Genomic DNA, 16,610 nt, shown 5'->3' on the forward strand with positions numbered 1-16,610 from the left:
AGCCACCTCAGAAATGCGAAAAGGGCAGTCATCGCTGCCCTGTTAAACCGTTAGCGCAGCGATTATTGGGCTGCCGACATCCATTCCGGTTTTTGGAAGGCGCTGTAGATATTTTTCGGATCGTCTATCACCGCGCGATATGCCGGAGATTTCACCGCCTCAACAATATCTTTAGCGAACGGTTTATCCGCATCTTCACTGCGTACCGCGATGATATTTTTCAGATTTTCATCCAGGTGTTCCTGCTTGATGGCGCTGGCGAGATCCAGTTTTGCCGCCACGGCAAAGTTACCGTTGACCAGCGCGCCGGTCACGCCGTCCAGCGTGCGCGGCAGCTGTGCGGCTTCCAGCGGTTTAAACACCAGCCCTTTCGGGTTGCTGGCAATATCGCGCTCGGAGGCTTTAGTTGGATCGATATTATCTTTGATGGTGATAAGGCCAATAGACTGCAGGAAACGCAGACCGCGAGCCAGGTTGGTGGGATCGTTGGAAAGCGTGATCACATCCCCTTTTTTCAACTCATCCAGGCTTTTGATTTTATGTGAGTAAAAACCCATCCCGGCCGTTGGGACCACGATCAGCTTGCTCAGCTTCAGGCCTTTATCGGCGGTGAATTTGTCAAAGTAGAGCGAGTGCTGGAACAGGTTGGCATCAATGCTGCCGTTGGAGAGCGCCATGTTCGGCTGCACGTAGTCGCTGAATTCGCGCACCACCACCTTATAGCCTTTCTCTTTTAACGTAGGAGCAATGGCTTGTTTTACCATATCGCCGTACGGCCCGGGCGCGACGCCAAATACGATGGTATGCGGGTCACTGTTCGCATGAGCAAATTGTAATCCGCAGGCCAGTAACAGCGCTCCGGTCGCGACGCGTAAACTCTGACGCAATCCCATAATCTCTCCATTTTAACGTTGTGGTGTCATGTCTCACGCCGTTCTTGCGGCGTTGTTCTTGTTGGCCTGTTAACAGGCTGATTGTTAACATGACACAGATCACAACCTGCTGTCCTTGAAATTATTTCATGATGTTGCAGAGTGTGTTTTTAAATGTGAGAAGGCATGAAAAAGCCGGATGTCGGCACAAGTGCTTTATCCGGCCTACAAATAACGCGATCCCCCTGCTCTCGTAGGCCCGATAAGCGCATCGGGCGGCAGGCGTTCGATTAGAAGTCGTAACGCAGACGCACCAGGTTCATGTCGCCCAGATTGTCGGTGCTGGAGGTGAAGACGTGTTCGTAATCCACACGGAAACCGTAATCCAGCTGGAAGCTGATCCCCACACCGTTGTCGGTACGCAGGTAGTTACGACCATTCACGTATTCAATACGGTCACCCATAAAGTATGGCTGCACGGATTTCAGCGCATACTGGCCAACCGGGAAGGTGTATCCCGCAAAGTATTCCAGACCCCAGGCGTCACCGGCAAAATAGTCATTAACAGAGACTTTTTTGGTAGTCATGAAGTTTTGATACCAACCACCGCCCAGCGAGAAAGTCCAGTTGTCCGGTTTCCAGCTCAGCGCAGTACCGACGATGTTTTGATCGTAGGTTTTGCTGGTGTTGCCACGCATTTCCGCGCGGGTGTAGTTCCACGCCGTACCCCAGGTCAGGTCATCGGTGATGTGATAATCCACACCCAGCGAGCCGCCGCCTTTACGTTTGTAGCGCAAACCGTTGTTCGGGTTGTAGTCATCGCTAAACAGATAAGACGCGTAAAGATCAACATCGCCTACCGTATTTTTATACTTCAGTGACTTACGTGTACGATAGGAACCGTCGTAGTCGCCATTGATACCGTTACCCGGTGCCTGGCCGATCATGTCGTAGTCCCAGATATCCGTTTTCGCACCCACCACATCATAGTAAATGCTGTTCTGTTGACCGAAGGTCAGCGTACCCCAGGTCGCGCTCTTCAGACCGGTGTACAGCATACGACGCGTAGTATCGTTGGCGCCGTTAGCATAGTGATTGTCCCAGTTGAACATCGCCGGGAAGTTAACGCCCAGCTCGTAATAGCTCACCCAACTGATGTCATCAAACAGATAGTAGTCAGCGGCGAAGCGGAAACGCGTTCCGCCGTCGAAACCATTACGTTTGTAGCCATTCTTACCATCGTCACCGGCCATATTCTGGAACTGCGGACGAATACTCCCGCCGACGGTGAAGTTAAGACGGCTCAGCGGGTTGCCCGCCTGCGGATCTTGTTTCAGGACCGTGATTTCCGCCTGGGAGGCGAAAGTCGTTAATGCCACTGCTGCGCCGATCGATACCGCCAGCGCCGTTTTTTTTATAGTCATTATTTGTACCTTGATAGATAGCCTGCCAATTATTCAGCATACAAATATTAACGTTTATTAATACACTCGTGTTGTCGGGTTTTTATTGTTCTGTGCTGTTAAATATCAAGGAGTTATCAATTTGTGCTACATAGATAAAAAAACGCACCGATTTAAAAAAACCGGTGCGTAATCATCACGAATATGAATTAACTGCTGAACTGACGGAACAGCGCTTTGCCTTTAAGAAGACGTGAACCGAGCCATCCGCCGCAGAGAGAGAGCAGCAATGCCCCACAAAGCGGCAACACAACCCACAGCCGCCAGTCTGGCTCCCAGGGGAAATCAAACACGCGGGTTTGCAGCACCGCCAGCGCAGTTTCCGCCCCGATGGCCGCCACCAGTCCGGCGACCATCCCGAGCATCGCGAACTCGCACCACAGCGTGGTACGCAGCAGCTTCTTGCCCGCGCCCAGCGTGCGCCAGACCACCAGTTCCTGATGACGCTGACGCATCCCCACCTGCACCTGCGCCAATAGCAGCAACATACCGCAGGCGGTGACCAGTACCACCATCACCTCCAGCGCGCGACTCACCTGCTCCAGTACCTGGCTTACCTGTTTAAGAATAGCGCCAATATCCAGCAGGCTGATAGTCGGGAATTCGCGGTTAAGCTGCGTCAGCATGCCGTTGCCGTTCTCCCAGCGAAAGCTGGTCAGCCAACTTTGCGGCTGCCCGTCGAGCGCACCGGAAGGGAAGATAAAGAAAAAGTTTGGTCGCAGGCTTTCCCAGTCCACTTTGCGCAGGCTGCTGACCGTGGCGCTGAAATCCTGGGTATCGCCCATAAAGGTGACCCGATCGCCAAGCTTTACGTTTAACCGCTTCGCCAGCCCCTCTTCCATCGACACTTCACCCGCTTTTGGCGGCCAGCTCCCGGCAACGATCGGGTTATGATCCGGGCGGGTATCCTGCCAGGTCAGATTCAATTCACGATTAAGCGCCTCGTCCTGATTACCTTCGGTCGCTTTGTCATTGATTGCCGTCAGACGCGCCCGCACGATCGGGTAGAACGACTCCGGGATCACCTGATGCTCAGCAAGGAACGCTTTCAGCGGCACCACCTGCTCGCTGGCGATGTTAATAAGGAAGTAGTTGGGGCTTTCTGGCGGCATTTGCTGCTGCCAGCGGTCGAGAAGATCGCCGCGCAGCACCAGTAACAACGCCAGCAGCATAAAGGACAGCGAAAATGCCGACAGTTGGCTCAGCGTTGACCACGGCTGGCGCAACAGCCGGCTGACCGCCAAACGCAGCGGCAGCGAGGTCAGCGTCAGACCACGCAGCAGGTTAAGCAGCATCCAGCCGAGCACACCGCACAGCAGCGCCAGCACCACAGCCCCGGCCAGTACCGCCCACAGCAGCATACTTCCGCCCATCAATCCGGCCAGCAGCGCAACCACAACTATCGTTGCTACGGGCAGATAGACCTTAAGCGGCCAGACGTTTGCCACCACGTCGCGACGCAGTACCCGCAGCGGCTGCGTCGCCAGCAGCAAGCGATAAGGGCGTAGCCCCACCAGCAGAGAAATAACGGTCATCGTACCGAGTGCCCACAGCCACGGCCACAGGCTGGCGGGCGGCAGCTCACCTGGCAGAACTGGCTTCAGTAATACCACCAGCACCCGCTCAAATAACAGCCCGAACAGCCCGCCGGTCACGCCAGACAGCGCCAGCACCATCAGCCACTGGCCGATAATCAGCTTGCGCAGCTGCGCCCTGCCCGCGCCGAGCGTTTTTAATATCGCCACCAAATCGTAACGGCTGCGGCAGTAATGATTCATCGCCACGGCAACGGCAGCAACCGCCAGCAGTAGCGTTAACAGTGCCGACAGCAGCAGGAACTGTTGCGAACGCTCCAGTGATTTCCCCAACGCCCCTTCATCCTGCTCCAGCCCATACCAACGCTGTTCCGGCTTTAGCTGCGGCAGCAGCCATTTTTCATAGGCTTCCAGTTGCTGTGGCGTACCGCCAAATTTATAGCGCCAGGTCACACGGCTTCCCGGCTGGACCGCCGCCGTTTTTTCAACATCCGCCATGTTCATCATCAGGCGCGGCGCTATCTGGAACGGATTAAAACCGGAATCCGGTTCCTGCACCACCTCCCCGGCGATGCGCAGGGTGGCATCGCCAACATCAATGGAATCACCGATTTTTAAGTTGAGCAGCGCCATCAGACGCGGGGCCAGCAGCACTGAGCCCGGCTGCGGTTTCAGCCCCGGCGGATTGGTTTGCAACGTGCCGTACATCGGATACACATCATCCACCGCTTTGACGTTCGCCAGTTGCGGCGTATCCTGGGCAAAGGTCATGGTGGCAAAGGTCAGTTGCTCGCCGACTTTCAGGCCACGCTGTCGCGCCGCGTCAATCCACGCTTTCGGCACGGCGCGCGAACTTTGCAGCGATCGGTCACCCGCCATAAATTCGCGGCTTTGCTGGCTCAGACCTTTTTCCATCCGGTCACTGATGTTACCCAGCGCCAACACGCAGGCCACCGCCAGGCTCAGCGCCAGCCAGACTATCAGTAATGAAGGCGAGCGCCATTCGCGCCAGAACCAGCGTGCTATCATGCCTCCTCCTGCAACAGTCCGTTCACCAGACGTAAACGACGATCGCAGCGCGCCGCCAGTTGCGGGTCATGGGTCACCAGAATCAGGGTGGTGCCATGTTCCCGGTTCAGAGAAAACAGCAGGTCGGCGATTTTGTCTCCGGTCTGCCTGTCCAGATTGCCCGTTGGTTCATCGGCAAACAGCACGTCAGGGCGTCCGTTAAACGCCCGTGCCAGCGCTACGCGCTGCTGCTCCCCGCCGGAAAGCTGGGCCGGGAGATGGTTGAGACGTTTTCCCAGCCCCAATTGTTCAAGCAGCGTTTTCGCCCCGTCGCGGCTTTTCCCGCTGTTTTCGCCGCGCAACAACGCGGGCAGCTCAACGTTTTCCAGTGCGTTCAGGGTTGGAATTAACATGAATGACTGGAAGACAAAACCTACGTGTCCCGCCCGCAGTTGCGCCCTTGCTTCTTCGTCCATGGTATGCAGCGCCTGCCCCACCAGACTCACTTCACCGCTGGAGCCATCGTCAAGCCCGGCGAGGATCGCCAGCAGCGTGGATTTCCCCGATCCTGATTCGCCAATCAGCGCAATGGTCTCGGCGCGTTTGACAACCAGTTCAACTCCGGTAAGGATGGATAGCTCGTGATCACCCTGACCGACGGATTTCTTAAGATGATGAACTTCAACAATGTTTTCCGCTGGCATTGGCCTTTCCTGTTCCTGGTTCTGTTAACTTTCCGCGCCGCCGCGGCGGACACGTTACTTATTCTGGGCGACAGCCTGAGCGCCGGATACCGTATGTCCGCCAGTGCGGCGTGGCCTGCACTGCTTAATGATAAATGGCACAGCAAAACACCGGTGGTAAATGCCAGTATTAGCGGCGATACCTCGCAACAGGGTCTGGCCCGTCTGCCCGCATTACTGAAACAACATCAACCGCGCTGGGTGCTGGTCGAACTGGGCGGTAACGATGGTCTGCGCGGCTTCGCGCCTGCGCAAACCGAACAAACCCTGCGCACAATCCTGCAGGATGTGAAAGCGGCAAATGCCGAACCGCTGCTGATGCAAATTCGTCTGCCAGCTAACTACGGTCGCCGTTATAATGAAACCTTTAGCGCGATTTATCCCAAGCTTGCCAAAGAGTTTGATATTCCTCTGCTGCCCTTTTTTATGGAAGAGGTTTATCTGAAACCCCAGTGGATGCAGGATGATGGTATCCATCCTAATCGTGACGCCCAGCCGTTTATTGCCGACTGGATGGCGAAACAATTGACCCCTTTAGTAAATCACGACTCGTAAATCAACGGAGATCCTGACAGGTAAAGTTATGCAAAAATCGGTCTTAATAACAGGATGTTCCAGTGGTATTGGCCTGGAAAGTGCGCTTGAGCTTAAACGCCAGGGTTTTCGAATTCTGGCTGGTTGTCGCAAATCTGACGATGTCGCACGCATGAACGGCATGGGATTCACCGGCGTATTGCTGGATCTGGACTCACCCGAAAGCGTGGATCGCGCCGCCGATGAAGTGATCGCCCTGACCGATAATCGTTTGTATGGGATCTTTAACAACGCCGGATACGGCGTCTATGGCCCGCTGCCCACCATTAGCCGCGAGCAAATGGAGCAGCAGTTTTCCGCCAACTTCTTTGGCGCGCATCAACTGACCATGCGCCTGTTGCCCGCTATGCTCCCTCACGGCGAAGGACGTATCGTGATGACCTCGTCGGTGATGGGATTAATCTCAACGCCAGGACGCGGCGCCTATGCCGCCAGCAAATATGCGCTGGAAGCCTGGTCCGACGCGCTGCGCATGGAACTGCGCCATAGCGGAATTAAGGTCAGCCTGATTGAACCCGGCCCCATTCGCACCCGCTTTACTGAAAACGTCAACCAGACTCAACGTGATGCTCCCGTGGAAAACCCCGGAATTGCCGCACGTTTTACGCTAGGACCAGAAGCAGTCGTCGCCAAAGTGCGTCATGCGTTTGAGAACGACAAACCGAAGCTACGTTATCCGGTTACATTGGTGACCTGGGCAGTGATGCTACTTAAACGCCTGTTGCCAGGCCGCATAATGGACAAAATTTTACAGGGTTGAGTTGAAGCACGCGCGTCAGCCCCCATGTAACAAGAAATCGACAAAAGAGAGTAACTCCATGTCCACACAGAATATTGTTAACATTAACGAATCAAACCTGCAGCAGACCCTTGAACAGTCGATGACCACGCCGGTCCTGTTCTATTTCTGGTCTGAACGCAGCCAGCACTGCCTGCAATTGACGCCGGTACTGGAGAGCCTTGCCGCCCAGTACAACGGCCAGTTTATTCTTGCCAAGCTGGACTGCGATGCCGAGCAGATGATCGCCTCTCAGTTTGGCCTGCGCGCCATCCCTACGGTTTATCTGTTCCAGAACGGTCAGCCAGTGGACGGATTCCAGGGCCCGCAGCCGGAAGAAGTTATCCGCGCGCTGCTGGAGAAAGTGTTGCCGAGCGAAGAAGAGCTGAAAGCACGCCAGGCGATTGAGTTCATCGAAGCAGGTAATCACGCCGACGCGCTGCCGCTGCTGAAAGAAGCCTGGCAGATCTCCAACCAGAGCAGCGAAATTGGCCTGCTGCTGGCGGAAACGCAAATCGCGCTGAATCGTTCTGAAGATGCCGAAGCTGTACTCAAAACTATCCCTTTGCAGGATCAGGATACCCGTTATCAGGGGCTGGTCGCGCAAATTGAACTGCTGAAGCAGGCGGCAGATACGCCAGAAATTCAGCAGTTACAGCAACAGGTTACGAATAACCCGCAGGATGCAGCACTGGCAACGCAGCTGGCTATTCAATTGCACCAGGTTGGACGTAACGAAGAAGCGCTGGAACTGCTGTTCAGCCACCTGAAGAAAGATCTCACTGCCGCCGACGGTCAGGCACGTAAGACCTTCCAGGAGATCCTTGCCGCACTCGGAACCGGCGATGCGCTGGCCTCAAAATACCGCCGCCAGCTGTACGCGCTGTTGTACTAATCCGTTTGATTTTGCCCGATGGCGCTTGCGCTTATCGGGCCTGGAAATTCTGCCAATACCGATCCCTCCGGCATCACATCACGTCTTCTTCAAATGCGTTACGACTAATTGGTGGCGCGAATTATAGAACTTCCGATAGGTTAAATAGCAGGCGATAATGGTTGACAGGCTGGCGGTAGAAAGCAGCATAAACGTCACCATAATCTGATACTTAATCGCTTTTACCGGATCAATACCCGCGAAGATCAACCCGGACATCATCCCTGGTAAACTCACCAGCCCTACCGTTTTCGCAGAGTCGATCGTTGGGATCAGCGAGGCGCGAATGCTGTCGCGAATCAGCGGCGCGGAGGCCACTTTCGGCGTCGCGCCGAGGCTGAGTTTTTCCTGAATTTGCTGCTGTTCGCTGTTAAACCGCTGCCCCAGATTGTTGTAACACAGCCCCACTGCCACCATCGCATTGCCTGCAATCATGCCGGAGATCGGGATGACCTGCATCGGCGTGAACTCGATAGAGCCAGACAAAACCAGCACCGCCAGCGTTAAACCCGCCCCCACCGTGATAGCGATAAACGACGAGAGGAAAGCTTTATCAATATATTTACTGCGCTTTTGCGCGTTATAAGCCGCGTTAAAGCAGATAAACAGCACCATCAGTAAGGTCAGAATGCTGTGGTTAACGCCAAAAATATATTTCAGCACATAGCCGACGATAATCAGCTGAACCACCGCCCGGCAAACGCTCCAGAGAATATCTTTCTCCAGCGCCAGTTTTTCTTTGTGGCTAATCAGGATCGCCACCACCACCAGCATCATCGCTAATGCCAGGGACTCATTGGTAATATTATGCTCGTTCATTGCGTGCTTCCTGCATTTCTCCGGCATGCGGCTGAAGGATAATGACATTATCCGCATGATTAATTTCATCTTTGTCGTGCGTCACCCACAGCACAGCAATATTCTTATCGCGCACATAGTGGTGAATTAGCTCGTTCACATTACGTTTATTAGCTTCATCCAGCGCGCTGGTGATTTCATCGAGCAGCAGGATTTTCGGCAGAAACTGTAAATTACGAATTAGCGAGACGCGCTGCTTCTCGCCACCGGACAGCTCATTTATGCTTTTTTTGAGGATCGTCTCGGGGAGCTCAAAACGAGCCAGATCGGCCAGAAACACATCCGAATCCGGACGTTTGTTACGGATTTGCCAGGGGAAAATGAGGTTGTCGTAAACGGTGTCACCAAACAAAGCGGGCGTTTGCGCACAATAGGAGACCTGCTGGCGATACGTTTCCGGCTTGAGGGTATTGATCTCCTTGCCTTCAAAGAGAATTTCACCGGCAGTCGGACTCATTAATGACGCCACAATCTTGAGTAACGTACTTTTCCCACAGCCGGACTGGCCGGTGATCAGCTTAAATTCTCCGGCGCGGAGATCAAAACAGATGTTATTGAGAACCTGCGTCGCCCCTGCCTGCCATGCGACATTTTTTAACTGAAGCAGAATGCTGCTTTCTTCCATTACCCATCCCTTTTTTACATCTTTCGTGCAGACAGTCTATGCCTGTAATTTATTATAAGGGAGCCCCCCTTGATAAATCGGGTATAATTTGATTAATGAGGCAGTAAAGGACAGCACAACAGGAGGTTTCATCAATGCTCATTTTTATTCCTATTCTTATTTTTGTCGCGCTGGTCATCGTCGGTGCGGGCGTCAAAATCGTCCCGCAGGGATACCAATGGACGGTGGAACGTTTCGGCCGTTACACCAAGACCCTGCAACCAGGTTTAAGCCTTGTGGTGCCGTTCATGGACCGCATCGGTCGTAAGATCAACATGATGGAACAGGTGCTTGATATCCCTTCTCAGGAAGTCATCTCCAAAGATAACGCCAACGTCGCCATTGATGCCGTCTGCTTTATTCAGGTAATCGACGCGCCGAAGGCGGCCTATGAAGTCAGCAACCTGGAACTGGCGATCATCAACCTGACCATGACCAACATTCGTACCGTTCTCGGCTCGATGGAACTCGACGAAATGCTCTCCCAACGCGACAACATCAACACGCGCCTGCTGCATATTGTTGATGAAGCCACGAATCCCTGGGGCATCAAAATCACCCGTATCGAGATCCGCGATGTGCGCCCACCAGCCGAACTTATCGACGCGATGAACGCGCAGATGAAAGCCGAACGTACCAAGCGTGCCTACATTCTTGAAGCCGAAGGGATCCGTCAGGCAGAAATCGTCAAGGCCGAAGGTGAGAAGCAGTCGAAAATCCTGAAAGCAGAAGGTGAACGCCAGTCCGCGTTTTTACAGGCTGAAGCGCGTGAACGTTCCGCAGAAGCCGAAGCTCGCGCAACGCAGATGGTTTCTGAGGCTATTGCCGCTGGGGATATTCAGGCCGTGAACTACTTCGTGGCGCAGAAATACACCGAAGCGCTGCAACACATCGGCTCGTCGAATAACAGCAAAGTGGTGATGATGCCGCTGGATGCCAGCAGCCTGATGGGCTCCATTGCCGGGATCGCCGAACTGGTGAAAGACAGCGCCAGCGAGCGGAAAAAATCATGATAGCGATGATTCTGGTGCACCCGCACATCTTCTGGCTCAGCCTCGGCGGTTTGCTACTCGCCGCCGAGATGCTGGGTGGCAACGGCTATCTGCTGTGGAGCGGCGTGGCAGCGGTGATTACCGGTCTGGTCGTCTGGCTCGTTCCGCTTGACTGGGCGTGGCAGGGGGCGATGTTCGCCGCCCTCACCCTGCTGGCGGCCTGGCTGTGGTGGAAATGGCTGGCAAGGCGCGTGCAAGAGCAGAAACCGGCCGACAGCCATCTTAACCAGCGCGGGCAGCAGCTGGTTGGCCGTCGATTTATTCTGGAAACTGGCCTGGTCAATGGCCGTGGACATATGCGCGTCGGCGATAGCTCATGGCCCGTCAGCGCCCGCGACGATTTGAGCGCCGGAACTCAGGTTGAAGTCATTGCCGTTGAAGGGATAACCCTGATTATTAAAGCGGTATCACAATAAAAAGACAGGAAATAAGACTATGGTCAGGAAGACACCCCTTGCCTTTGCCCTTTGCACATTGCTGACCGCCGCCCCGCAGGCATTCGCCTCTTTCGATATGGAAGACTGTAAATGGAGCGACGACAGCTGCCTGCTGAAAGGCACGCCGACCTTTAATCCGGAAAACGACAGCCGCGATAACCTGCTGCGACTGCTGAGCCAGGAAAAATCATTTGCTCTGCCGGTGCAATCAATGCCAGCGGACATCACCCGCTCCCGCGATTTCTATTTTGCGTATCATCCGCAGTGGGATGACGTTGCCCCGCCGCCAGCCACGGCTCCAGTATCCGGCGAAGGCAGCCCACTCTCCCGACAGATGGCCGAACTGAACATTAGCGCAGACGAAATAAACGTCAACGACGCTGAGCTTGAGAACCGTCATGTTTCAAATAACACCGGGAGCGTCAGCGCGTTTTTTGCCGCACTGTTGGCCGACTCGACGTTAACGGCGGAACAGCGCCAGGCCTTAGCCCAGGCACGTACAGGGCTGCTATCCGGGGCAACCCGCGAGCAAATTGAGTCTTCGCTTGTCCCCCTCCCGGCTGATTCGTCGGCTCAGTCCTATAAAAATTATCTGGCCGCGGCCGCCAGTTTTTATGCCGGGGATTATGCCAGTGCCGAACGGGATTTCACTCAGCTTGCCAACAGTGAGCGTCCGTGGCTGGCAGAGACCGCGCAATACATGCTGATGCGTGCGGCCCTGAACAAGAGCAGCCAGAACAGCGTGGGCGAGTACGGCGATTTTGATATTGCAAAAATTAACCGCGAGGACGCGACTCAGGCTCAGACGCAGGCGCAAGCCTATCTGCAACGCTTCCCGCAGGGGCTTTACGCCGACTCCGCGCGCGGCATGCTGCGTCGCATTAACTGGTATTTACAGGCGTGGCCGCAGCTGGCCGGGTTGTATGAGAAGACGCTCCAGCAGTCTGCTGACGCTCGGCAACTGCGTGAAATTGTCATCGAATACGATAATGTCTACGGTATGGCGTTCTACGAACAGTCTGTGGTAGAAGCCTTCCCCGATGCGCCGCTTGTCAGCTATATCGAACTGCTGCGGGCGCTGCGTCTGGATAACAACAGTAACCCCACGCTGACGCAGTCGCAGCTCGATGCCAGCAAACCGGTGTTTGAGCAGAGCCAAAAATTGCCGCTATGGCGCGATCTGCAACTGAATCTGTGGCTGGCGACAGGGGACTATGCGGCAATTATTCAGGCAGTTACGCCAGCGCAGAAACTTGCCGCTCACGATACCCTCGCCTTCAGCGAACAAGTGCTGTACGGCGAAGCGCTGATGGGCCAGAAGAACTGGAGCGCGGCGCGTGATTTCTGGCAGCAATTGCTAAAACTCAGCCAGGACAACGAACAGCAGCAGTATGTACAGGCTAAGCTCGCCGCAACGCTGGTTTATAGCGGCGACGTGGCGGCGGTTTTTGCCCCAGAAAGCGCAGTAACCAACCTGCGTTTTCGCTCGCAGATACTGAAAACACAGGCCTCGCCTGAGCTGCTGCGCCAACAGGCCGTCCATGGACCTAACAATGAAGAGCGTACCATCGCCCTGCATACGCTGCTGGTACGCGATCTTACCGAAAACCGCTTTGGCGACTGGTTGAATGACAGAAAACTGGCCAGCGCCATTACTCCACCGGTTATTGGCGACGTGTTTGATGACGTTAATCTGAGTATTTTCGACTGGAATGGCGATGCAGCTCAAGCCGGTTACACCTGTCGCAGCCTCAATGAAACGGTAACGGTATTAAACAAAAAAGCGGATGATGCCCACGCGCTGAACTGCTTAGGCGAATTCTTCCGCACCACGCAAACCCACGTTGATTTGTGGAAAAACAGTGCCGGCAACGATGTGCTTGAATCAGCAATATCGCGCAAGGAGCCGTTCGGCCAGTTCGACAGGCAAAGCTACTATCAGCAGGTAATCACTTCGCCGAAAGCAGAGGTTGAAGACAAGAGCTTCGCGCTGTATCGCGCCATCATGTGCTATGCGCCGTCAGGCTCTAACGAGTGCGGCGGTGAGGAAGTGGATAAACTGCAGCGTAAAGGCTGGTTCACCCAACTGAAAACGCAGTATCCGGGAACTCCGTGGGCGCAAAAACTCAAATACTACTGGTAACCGCGCTGCTGACAGGCCAGCCGCAGGCGGCGGATATCGTCGCCGCCCGTGAACATCCGGCCTTCTGGCTGTGGTCCGGCGTGAAGGCCAGTGATGAGCTTAAAGACGCGCAAACGGTCTATCTGCATCAGGGTGAGGTGCTGATTCGTTCAGGTAACGTGGTTTTCCAGCGTCTCGGACTGCCGGTCAGCCGCCTGTCCTTTCCCTCTATCTGGCTGACCGTGCGCTTTACCACGCTCGACGTACCGGAGGAGATCCCGGCTCGCATCATCAGATTGATGCAACGCTGGCAGAGTGCTGGCAATCATGTCGCTGGCCTGCAGGTTGATTTTGACGCGGCGACCCATCAGCTTGCCGATTACGCCCATTTTCTGCAACAGCTGCGCCAGCAGCTGCCGTCGGAGTTCGCTCTTGGGGTGACCGGACTGCTGGACTGGGCCAAGACCGGCGATGTCGCCACGCTGAACGCGTTACCGGTTGATGAACTGGTGGTGCAGAGCTATCAGGGACGTCACACGGTAGCCAACTATCAGGCGTATCTGCCCGCACTCACCCGGTTACGCATTCCGTTTAAGCTCGGGCTGGTACAACACGGGAGCCGGGATGTGCAGGCTGAAGCGCAACTGGAAAAGTCAGCGTGGTATCGCGGTACGGTGGTCTTTATGCTGCAACCACCTCGCGGCTAGGCCTTCGCTTTATGGTGGCAGCAGCCGGAGAGGTTATCCATGATCGGGCATTCGGCGCTGTCATCGCCAGGGCAACTCTCCGCCAATGCCAGCAAATGCAAGCGCATGGCCTGCAGCTCGCTGATATGCCGCTCGATGTCCGCCACTTTTTCTAACGTGCGCTTTTTGACATCCGCGCTGTGACGCGCCGGATCGTTAAACAAATTTACCAGCTCACCGCACTCTTCCAGGTTAAAGCCAACCTGCCGCGCCTGGCGCAGCAGCGTAAGTTCATTCAGATGCTGTTGGTTGTATGTGCGATAGCCATTTTCGCTACGCAGCGGCGGCGTCACTAAGCCTTTTTCTTCATAAAAGCGTATCGCTTTGCTGGTTAAACCGGTTCTTTTCGCAACATCGCTAATATTCACATTTCCCCCGCGGATCTTGTTGGTACTGAGCCCCATTATAGCCCAGATTGTCCTAATGATTTACCCGAGAACCCTGCACATTTCCCACCATCACCGCGATGCATAAATCCTTTTAATTCACATTGTTATATTCGATTCAGATCACATTTCTACATTTAATGACTGTACGAAATTGACTCAAATCAAAAGATATATTGGTTCTACATCTTTCATCTTGAACAGAGGGAAACAATTTTATATATAAATGCGAATGATAATGATGATCATTTACATTCAATAAAGGTTCTCTTATGTTGCCACGGAATAACCAAAGGCCATTTATTCTTTCAGCCCTGACATTATGCATGTCCGGCGCCGCTTTTGCAGCCACCTCTCCAACTCACGCTTCTACGTCCGAAGAAGACACGGTTATCGTCACGGCTAACCGCACAGAAAGTAGTCTTTGGGATAGCCCGGCAACCATCCAGGTTATCGATCGCCAGACGCTGCAAAATTCCACCAGCGTTTCTATTGCTGATGATTTACAAGATATTCCCGGCGTCGAAGTCACCGATAACGCCCTCGCAGGGCGGAAACAAATTCGTATCCGTGGCGAAGCGTCTTCGCGGGTGCTGATTTTGATCGACGGCCAGGTCGTCAGTTACCAACGTGCCGGACAAAACTACGGAGCCGGTTTGCTGATTGATGAATCCGCGCTGGAACGTATTGAAGTGGTCAAAGGCCCCTATTCTGTCCTCTACGGTTCGCAGGCGATTGGCGGCGTCGTGAACTTTATTACCAAAAAAGGCGGCGATAAGCCCCTCGGCGGTAGCGTTAAGGCTGTTTATAACTCCGCAACGGCAGGATGGGAAGAGTCGGCAGCGGCCTGGGGCAGCATCGGTAACTTTGACTACCGCATCAATGGCAGCTATTCCGACCAGGGCGACCGCGACACACCTGACGGAAGATTACCCGACACCAACTTCCGTAATAACGGCCAGGGCGTGTGGCTTGGCTACAACTTCGATCGCCACAAAATTGGGCTCTCCCTTGACCGTTATAAGCTGTCCACTCAAACCTGGTTTGACGACCCGGAAGGTCAGTTCGACGACTTTAGCGTCAAAATTCCTAAGCTGGAACGCGAGAAAATCGGTCTTTTCTACGACTACGCGGCCGATGGGGATTACCTGAAGAACATCCATGTTGACGCATACACCCAGACAATAGAGCGCAAATTTGAAAACCGGGTCAAAACGACCCAGGTTATCCCCAGCCCGATGATTAAAGCGCTGACAGTCAGCAATCAGACCAATACCAACGACAAACAGTATACCCAAGGGGTAACGCTACAAAGCAACTTCTCCCTGCCTGCTAACAACGAACTGGTGATTGGCACTCAGTACCAGCATGACAAAATAAAACAGGACACGGACGGCAACACGCGCCAGACCGCGGCTACCGGCTTCTTCGATACGCAAACCCGCACGCTGTCATACAACGAAGCGGAGCAAAGCAACACCTCGTTATTCGCGCAAAACGACTGGCGCTTTGCCGATGACTGGACGTGGACCGTCGGCGCACGCCAGTACTGGCTGTCCTCGAAACTCAATCGCAACGATACGCAAACTATCCAAAGCAGCGGTACGACCTGGCAATCTACCGGGGGAAATTCCGTTCACGATGATGAACTGGTGACCTCAACCAGCCTGCGTTATTCCGGTTTTGAAGATCTTGAACTCCGGGCAGCATACGCCCAGGGCTATGTCTTCCCTACGCTGACTCAGCTGTTCACGCAGACGTCCGCAGGCGGCAGCGTGACCTACGGCAACCCAAATCTGAAGGCGGAACACTCGAATAACTATGAGTTAGGCGCGCGGTATAAAGGGAATATGTGGCTGATAGACGGCGCCATTTATTACTCCGAAGCTAAAGACTATATCGCCAGTCTGGCCTGTGCAGGCCAACCCGTTTGCTACGGTAACAGCACCTCTTCACGTGGCGGCTACAACTACTACGACAACATCGATCGGGCCAAAACCTGGGGCATGGAACTCACCGCAGAATACAACGGCTGGGCGGTTTCACCTTACCTGAGCGGTAATCTCATTCGCCGTCAGTACGAGGGCGACACGATTAAAACCTGGGATACCGGCGAACCTACGCTGACCGGGCGCGTGGGTCTGAAACATACCTGGTTGATGAATGTCGCTAACGTAACGTCCGATGTCTTTATCCGCGCGGCGTCCAGCGCCAAAGATAATACAGGTACTACGGAAATTAATTACCCGGGCTGGGCCACGCTTAACCTCGCATTCAACACCGAGTTTGGTCCGCAAGACCAGTATCAGGTCAACCTCGCGCTTAACAACCTGACCGACAAGCGTTACAGAACCGCGCATGAATCTATTCCAGCCGCGGGTTTCAACGCCGCCGTTGGCTTTGCGTGGAATTTCTGAC

At 54.4% G+C, this 16,610-nt stretch carries 15 protein-coding genes; 8 read left to right on the forward strand and 7 right to left on the reverse strand.

Annotated features, from left to right (window positions below; translation table 11 throughout):
• Positions 1-62 precede the first annotated feature (62 nt).
• The 4 genes from I6L54_RS19215 to ybbA form a co-directional block, all read right to left on the reverse strand.
• A complete protein-coding gene (locus tag I6L54_RS19215; RefSeq protein WP_040232652.1) occupies positions 63-893 on the reverse strand; it encodes a MetQ/NlpA family ABC transporter substrate-binding protein in 831 nt (276 codons plus the stop codon).
• A gap of 269 nt (positions 894-1,162) precedes the next feature.
• On the reverse strand, positions 1,163-2,296 hold the full coding sequence (locus I6L54_RS19220; RefSeq protein WP_003021860.1) for a porin: 1,134 nt from the start codon (positions 2,294-2,296) through the stop codon (positions 1,163-1,165).
• A gap of 188 nt (positions 2,297-2,484) precedes the next feature.
• Positions 2,485-4,899, reverse strand: a complete 2,415-nt coding sequence (gene ybbP / locus I6L54_RS19225; RefSeq protein ID WP_040232653.1) for a putative ABC transporter permease subunit YbbP — start codon at positions 4,897-4,899, stop codon at positions 2,485-2,487.
• On the reverse strand, positions 4,896-5,582 hold the full coding sequence (gene ybbA, locus I6L54_RS19230) for a putative ABC transporter ATP-binding protein YbbA (protein ID WP_040232655.1): 687 nt from the start codon (positions 5,580-5,582) through the stop codon (positions 4,896-4,898). The genes ybbP and ybbA overlap by 4 nt, the downstream gene beginning before the upstream one ends.
• Here ybbA and tesA point away from each other — a divergent pair.
• Genes tesA through I6L54_RS19245 form a run of 3 tightly spaced genes read left to right on the forward strand, consistent with a single transcriptional unit; the run spans position 5,550 to position 7,888 of the window.
• Entirely contained in the window at positions 5,550-6,176 is a 627-nt protein-coding gene (tesA, locus tag I6L54_RS19235; protein ID WP_115644354.1) for a multifunctional acyl-CoA thioesterase I/protease I/lysophospholipase L1, read from the forward strand. The two genes, ybbA and tesA, sit on opposite strands and share 33 nt — an antisense overlap.
• 28 nt (positions 6,177-6,204) lie before the next feature.
• Positions 6,205-6,975, forward strand: coding sequence for an SDR family oxidoreductase (locus tag I6L54_RS19240; RefSeq protein WP_040232656.1), 771 nt, complete (start codon positions 6,205-6,207; stop codon positions 6,973-6,975).
• A gap of 58 nt (positions 6,976-7,033) precedes the next feature.
• Complete coding sequence (locus tag I6L54_RS19245; RefSeq protein ID WP_040232657.1) at positions 7,034-7,888, forward strand: co-chaperone YbbN; 855 nt, start codon at positions 7,034-7,036, stop codon at positions 7,886-7,888.
• A gap of 78 nt (positions 7,889-7,966) precedes the next feature.
• Here the strand turns inward: I6L54_RS19245 and fetB are convergent, their stop codons facing one another.
• Positions 7,967-8,746: an iron efflux ABC transporter permease subunit FetB gene (fetB, locus tag I6L54_RS19250; RefSeq protein ID WP_003835795.1), complete on the reverse strand. Its 780-nt coding sequence runs from the start codon at positions 8,744-8,746 to the stop codon at positions 7,967-7,969.
• Positions 8,733-9,410 carry an iron efflux ABC transporter ATP-binding subunit FetA gene (gene fetA, locus I6L54_RS19255; RefSeq protein WP_040232658.1) on the reverse strand — a complete coding sequence of 226 codons (678 nt, stop codon included), beginning with the start codon at positions 9,408-9,410 and terminating at the stop codon, positions 8,733-8,735. The genes fetB and fetA overlap by 14 nt, the downstream gene beginning before the upstream one ends.
• A gap of 134 nt (positions 9,411-9,544) precedes the next feature.
• Here fetA and I6L54_RS19260 point away from each other — a divergent pair, with 134 nt between their 5' ends.
• The 4 genes from I6L54_RS19260 to I6L54_RS19275 are packed head-to-tail and all read left to right on the forward strand — an operon-like array spanning position 9,545 to position 13,767.
• Positions 9,545-10,462: an SPFH domain-containing protein gene (locus I6L54_RS19260; protein WP_003021835.1), complete on the forward strand. Its 918-nt coding sequence runs from the start codon at positions 9,545-9,547 to the stop codon at positions 10,460-10,462.
• Complete coding sequence (locus I6L54_RS19265) at positions 10,459-10,917, forward strand: NfeD family protein (protein ID WP_040232661.1); 459 nt, start codon at positions 10,459-10,461, stop codon at positions 10,915-10,917. The genes I6L54_RS19260 and I6L54_RS19265 overlap by 4 nt, the downstream gene beginning before the upstream one ends.
• 19 nt (positions 10,918-10,936) lie before the next feature.
• Positions 10,937-13,081, forward strand: coding sequence for a PA5441 family protein (locus I6L54_RS19270; protein WP_040232662.1), 2,145 nt, complete (start codon positions 10,937-10,939; stop codon positions 13,079-13,081).
• A complete protein-coding gene (locus tag I6L54_RS19275; RefSeq protein WP_040232663.1) occupies positions 13,051-13,767 on the forward strand; it encodes a DUF3142 domain-containing protein in 717 nt (238 codons plus the stop codon). The genes I6L54_RS19270 and I6L54_RS19275 overlap by 31 nt, the downstream gene beginning before the upstream one ends.
• On the opposite strand, the gene cueR is transcribed toward I6L54_RS19275, so the two are convergent.
• Positions 13,764-14,174, reverse strand: coding sequence for a Cu(I)-responsive transcriptional regulator (gene cueR / locus I6L54_RS19280; protein WP_005125223.1), 411 nt, complete (start codon positions 14,172-14,174; stop codon positions 13,764-13,766). The two genes, I6L54_RS19275 and cueR, sit on opposite strands and share 4 nt — an antisense overlap.
• Before the next feature lie 290 nt (positions 14,175-14,464).
• Here cueR and I6L54_RS19285 point away from each other — a divergent pair, with 290 nt between their 5' ends.
• Entirely contained in the window at positions 14,465-16,609 is a 2,145-nt protein-coding gene (locus I6L54_RS19285) for a TonB-dependent receptor plug domain-containing protein (protein WP_040232665.1), read from the forward strand.
• Position 16,610 lies beyond the last annotated feature (1 nt).

The organism is Citrobacter pasteurii, from assembly GCF_019047765.1.
Lineage (GTDB): Bacteria > Pseudomonadota > Gammaproteobacteria > Enterobacterales > Enterobacteriaceae > Citrobacter > Citrobacter pasteurii.

Excerpts from the sequence above, each read along its gene's own strand:
- I6L54_RS19215 (WP_040232652.1), bottom strand. The coding sequence starts at position 893 with ATGGGATTGCGTCAGAGTTTACGCGTCGCGACCGGAGCGCTGTTACTG.
- I6L54_RS19220 (WP_003021860.1), bottom strand. The coding sequence starts at position 2,296 with ATGACTATAAAAAAAACGGCGCTGGCGGTATCGATCGGCGCAGCAGTG.
- ybbP (WP_040232653.1), bottom strand. The coding sequence starts at position 4,899 with ATGATAGCACGCTGGTTCTGGCGCGAATGGCGCTCGCCTTCATTACTG.
- tesA (WP_115644354.1), top strand. The coding sequence starts at position 5,550 with ATGATGAACTTCAACAATGTTTTCCGCTGGCATTGGCCTTTCCTGTTC.
- ybbA (WP_040232655.1), bottom strand. The coding sequence starts at position 5,582 with ATGCCAGCGGAAAACATTGTTGAAGTTCATCATCTTAAGAAATCCGTC.
- I6L54_RS19240 (WP_040232656.1), top strand. The coding sequence starts at position 6,205 with ATGCAAAAATCGGTCTTAATAACAGGATGTTCCAGTGGTATTGGCCTG.
- I6L54_RS19245 (WP_040232657.1), top strand. The coding sequence starts at position 7,034 with ATGTCCACACAGAATATTGTTAACATTAACGAATCAAACCTGCAGCAG.
- fetB (WP_003835795.1), bottom strand. The coding sequence starts at position 8,746 with ATGAACGAGCATAATATTACCAATGAGTCCCTGGCATTAGCGATGATG.
- fetA (WP_040232658.1), bottom strand. The coding sequence starts at position 9,410 with ATGGAAGAAAGCAGCATTCTGCTTCAGTTAAAAAATGTCGCATGGCAG.
- I6L54_RS19260 (WP_003021835.1), top strand. The coding sequence starts at position 9,545 with ATGCTCATTTTTATTCCTATTCTTATTTTTGTCGCGCTGGTCATCGTC.
- I6L54_RS19265 (WP_040232661.1), top strand. The coding sequence starts at position 10,459 with ATGATAGCGATGATTCTGGTGCACCCGCACATCTTCTGGCTCAGCCTC.
- I6L54_RS19270 (WP_040232662.1), top strand. The coding sequence starts at position 10,937 with ATGGTCAGGAAGACACCCCTTGCCTTTGCCCTTTGCACATTGCTGACC.
- I6L54_RS19285 (WP_040232665.1), top strand. The coding sequence starts at position 14,465 with ATGTTGCCACGGAATAACCAAAGGCCATTTATTCTTTCAGCCCTGACA.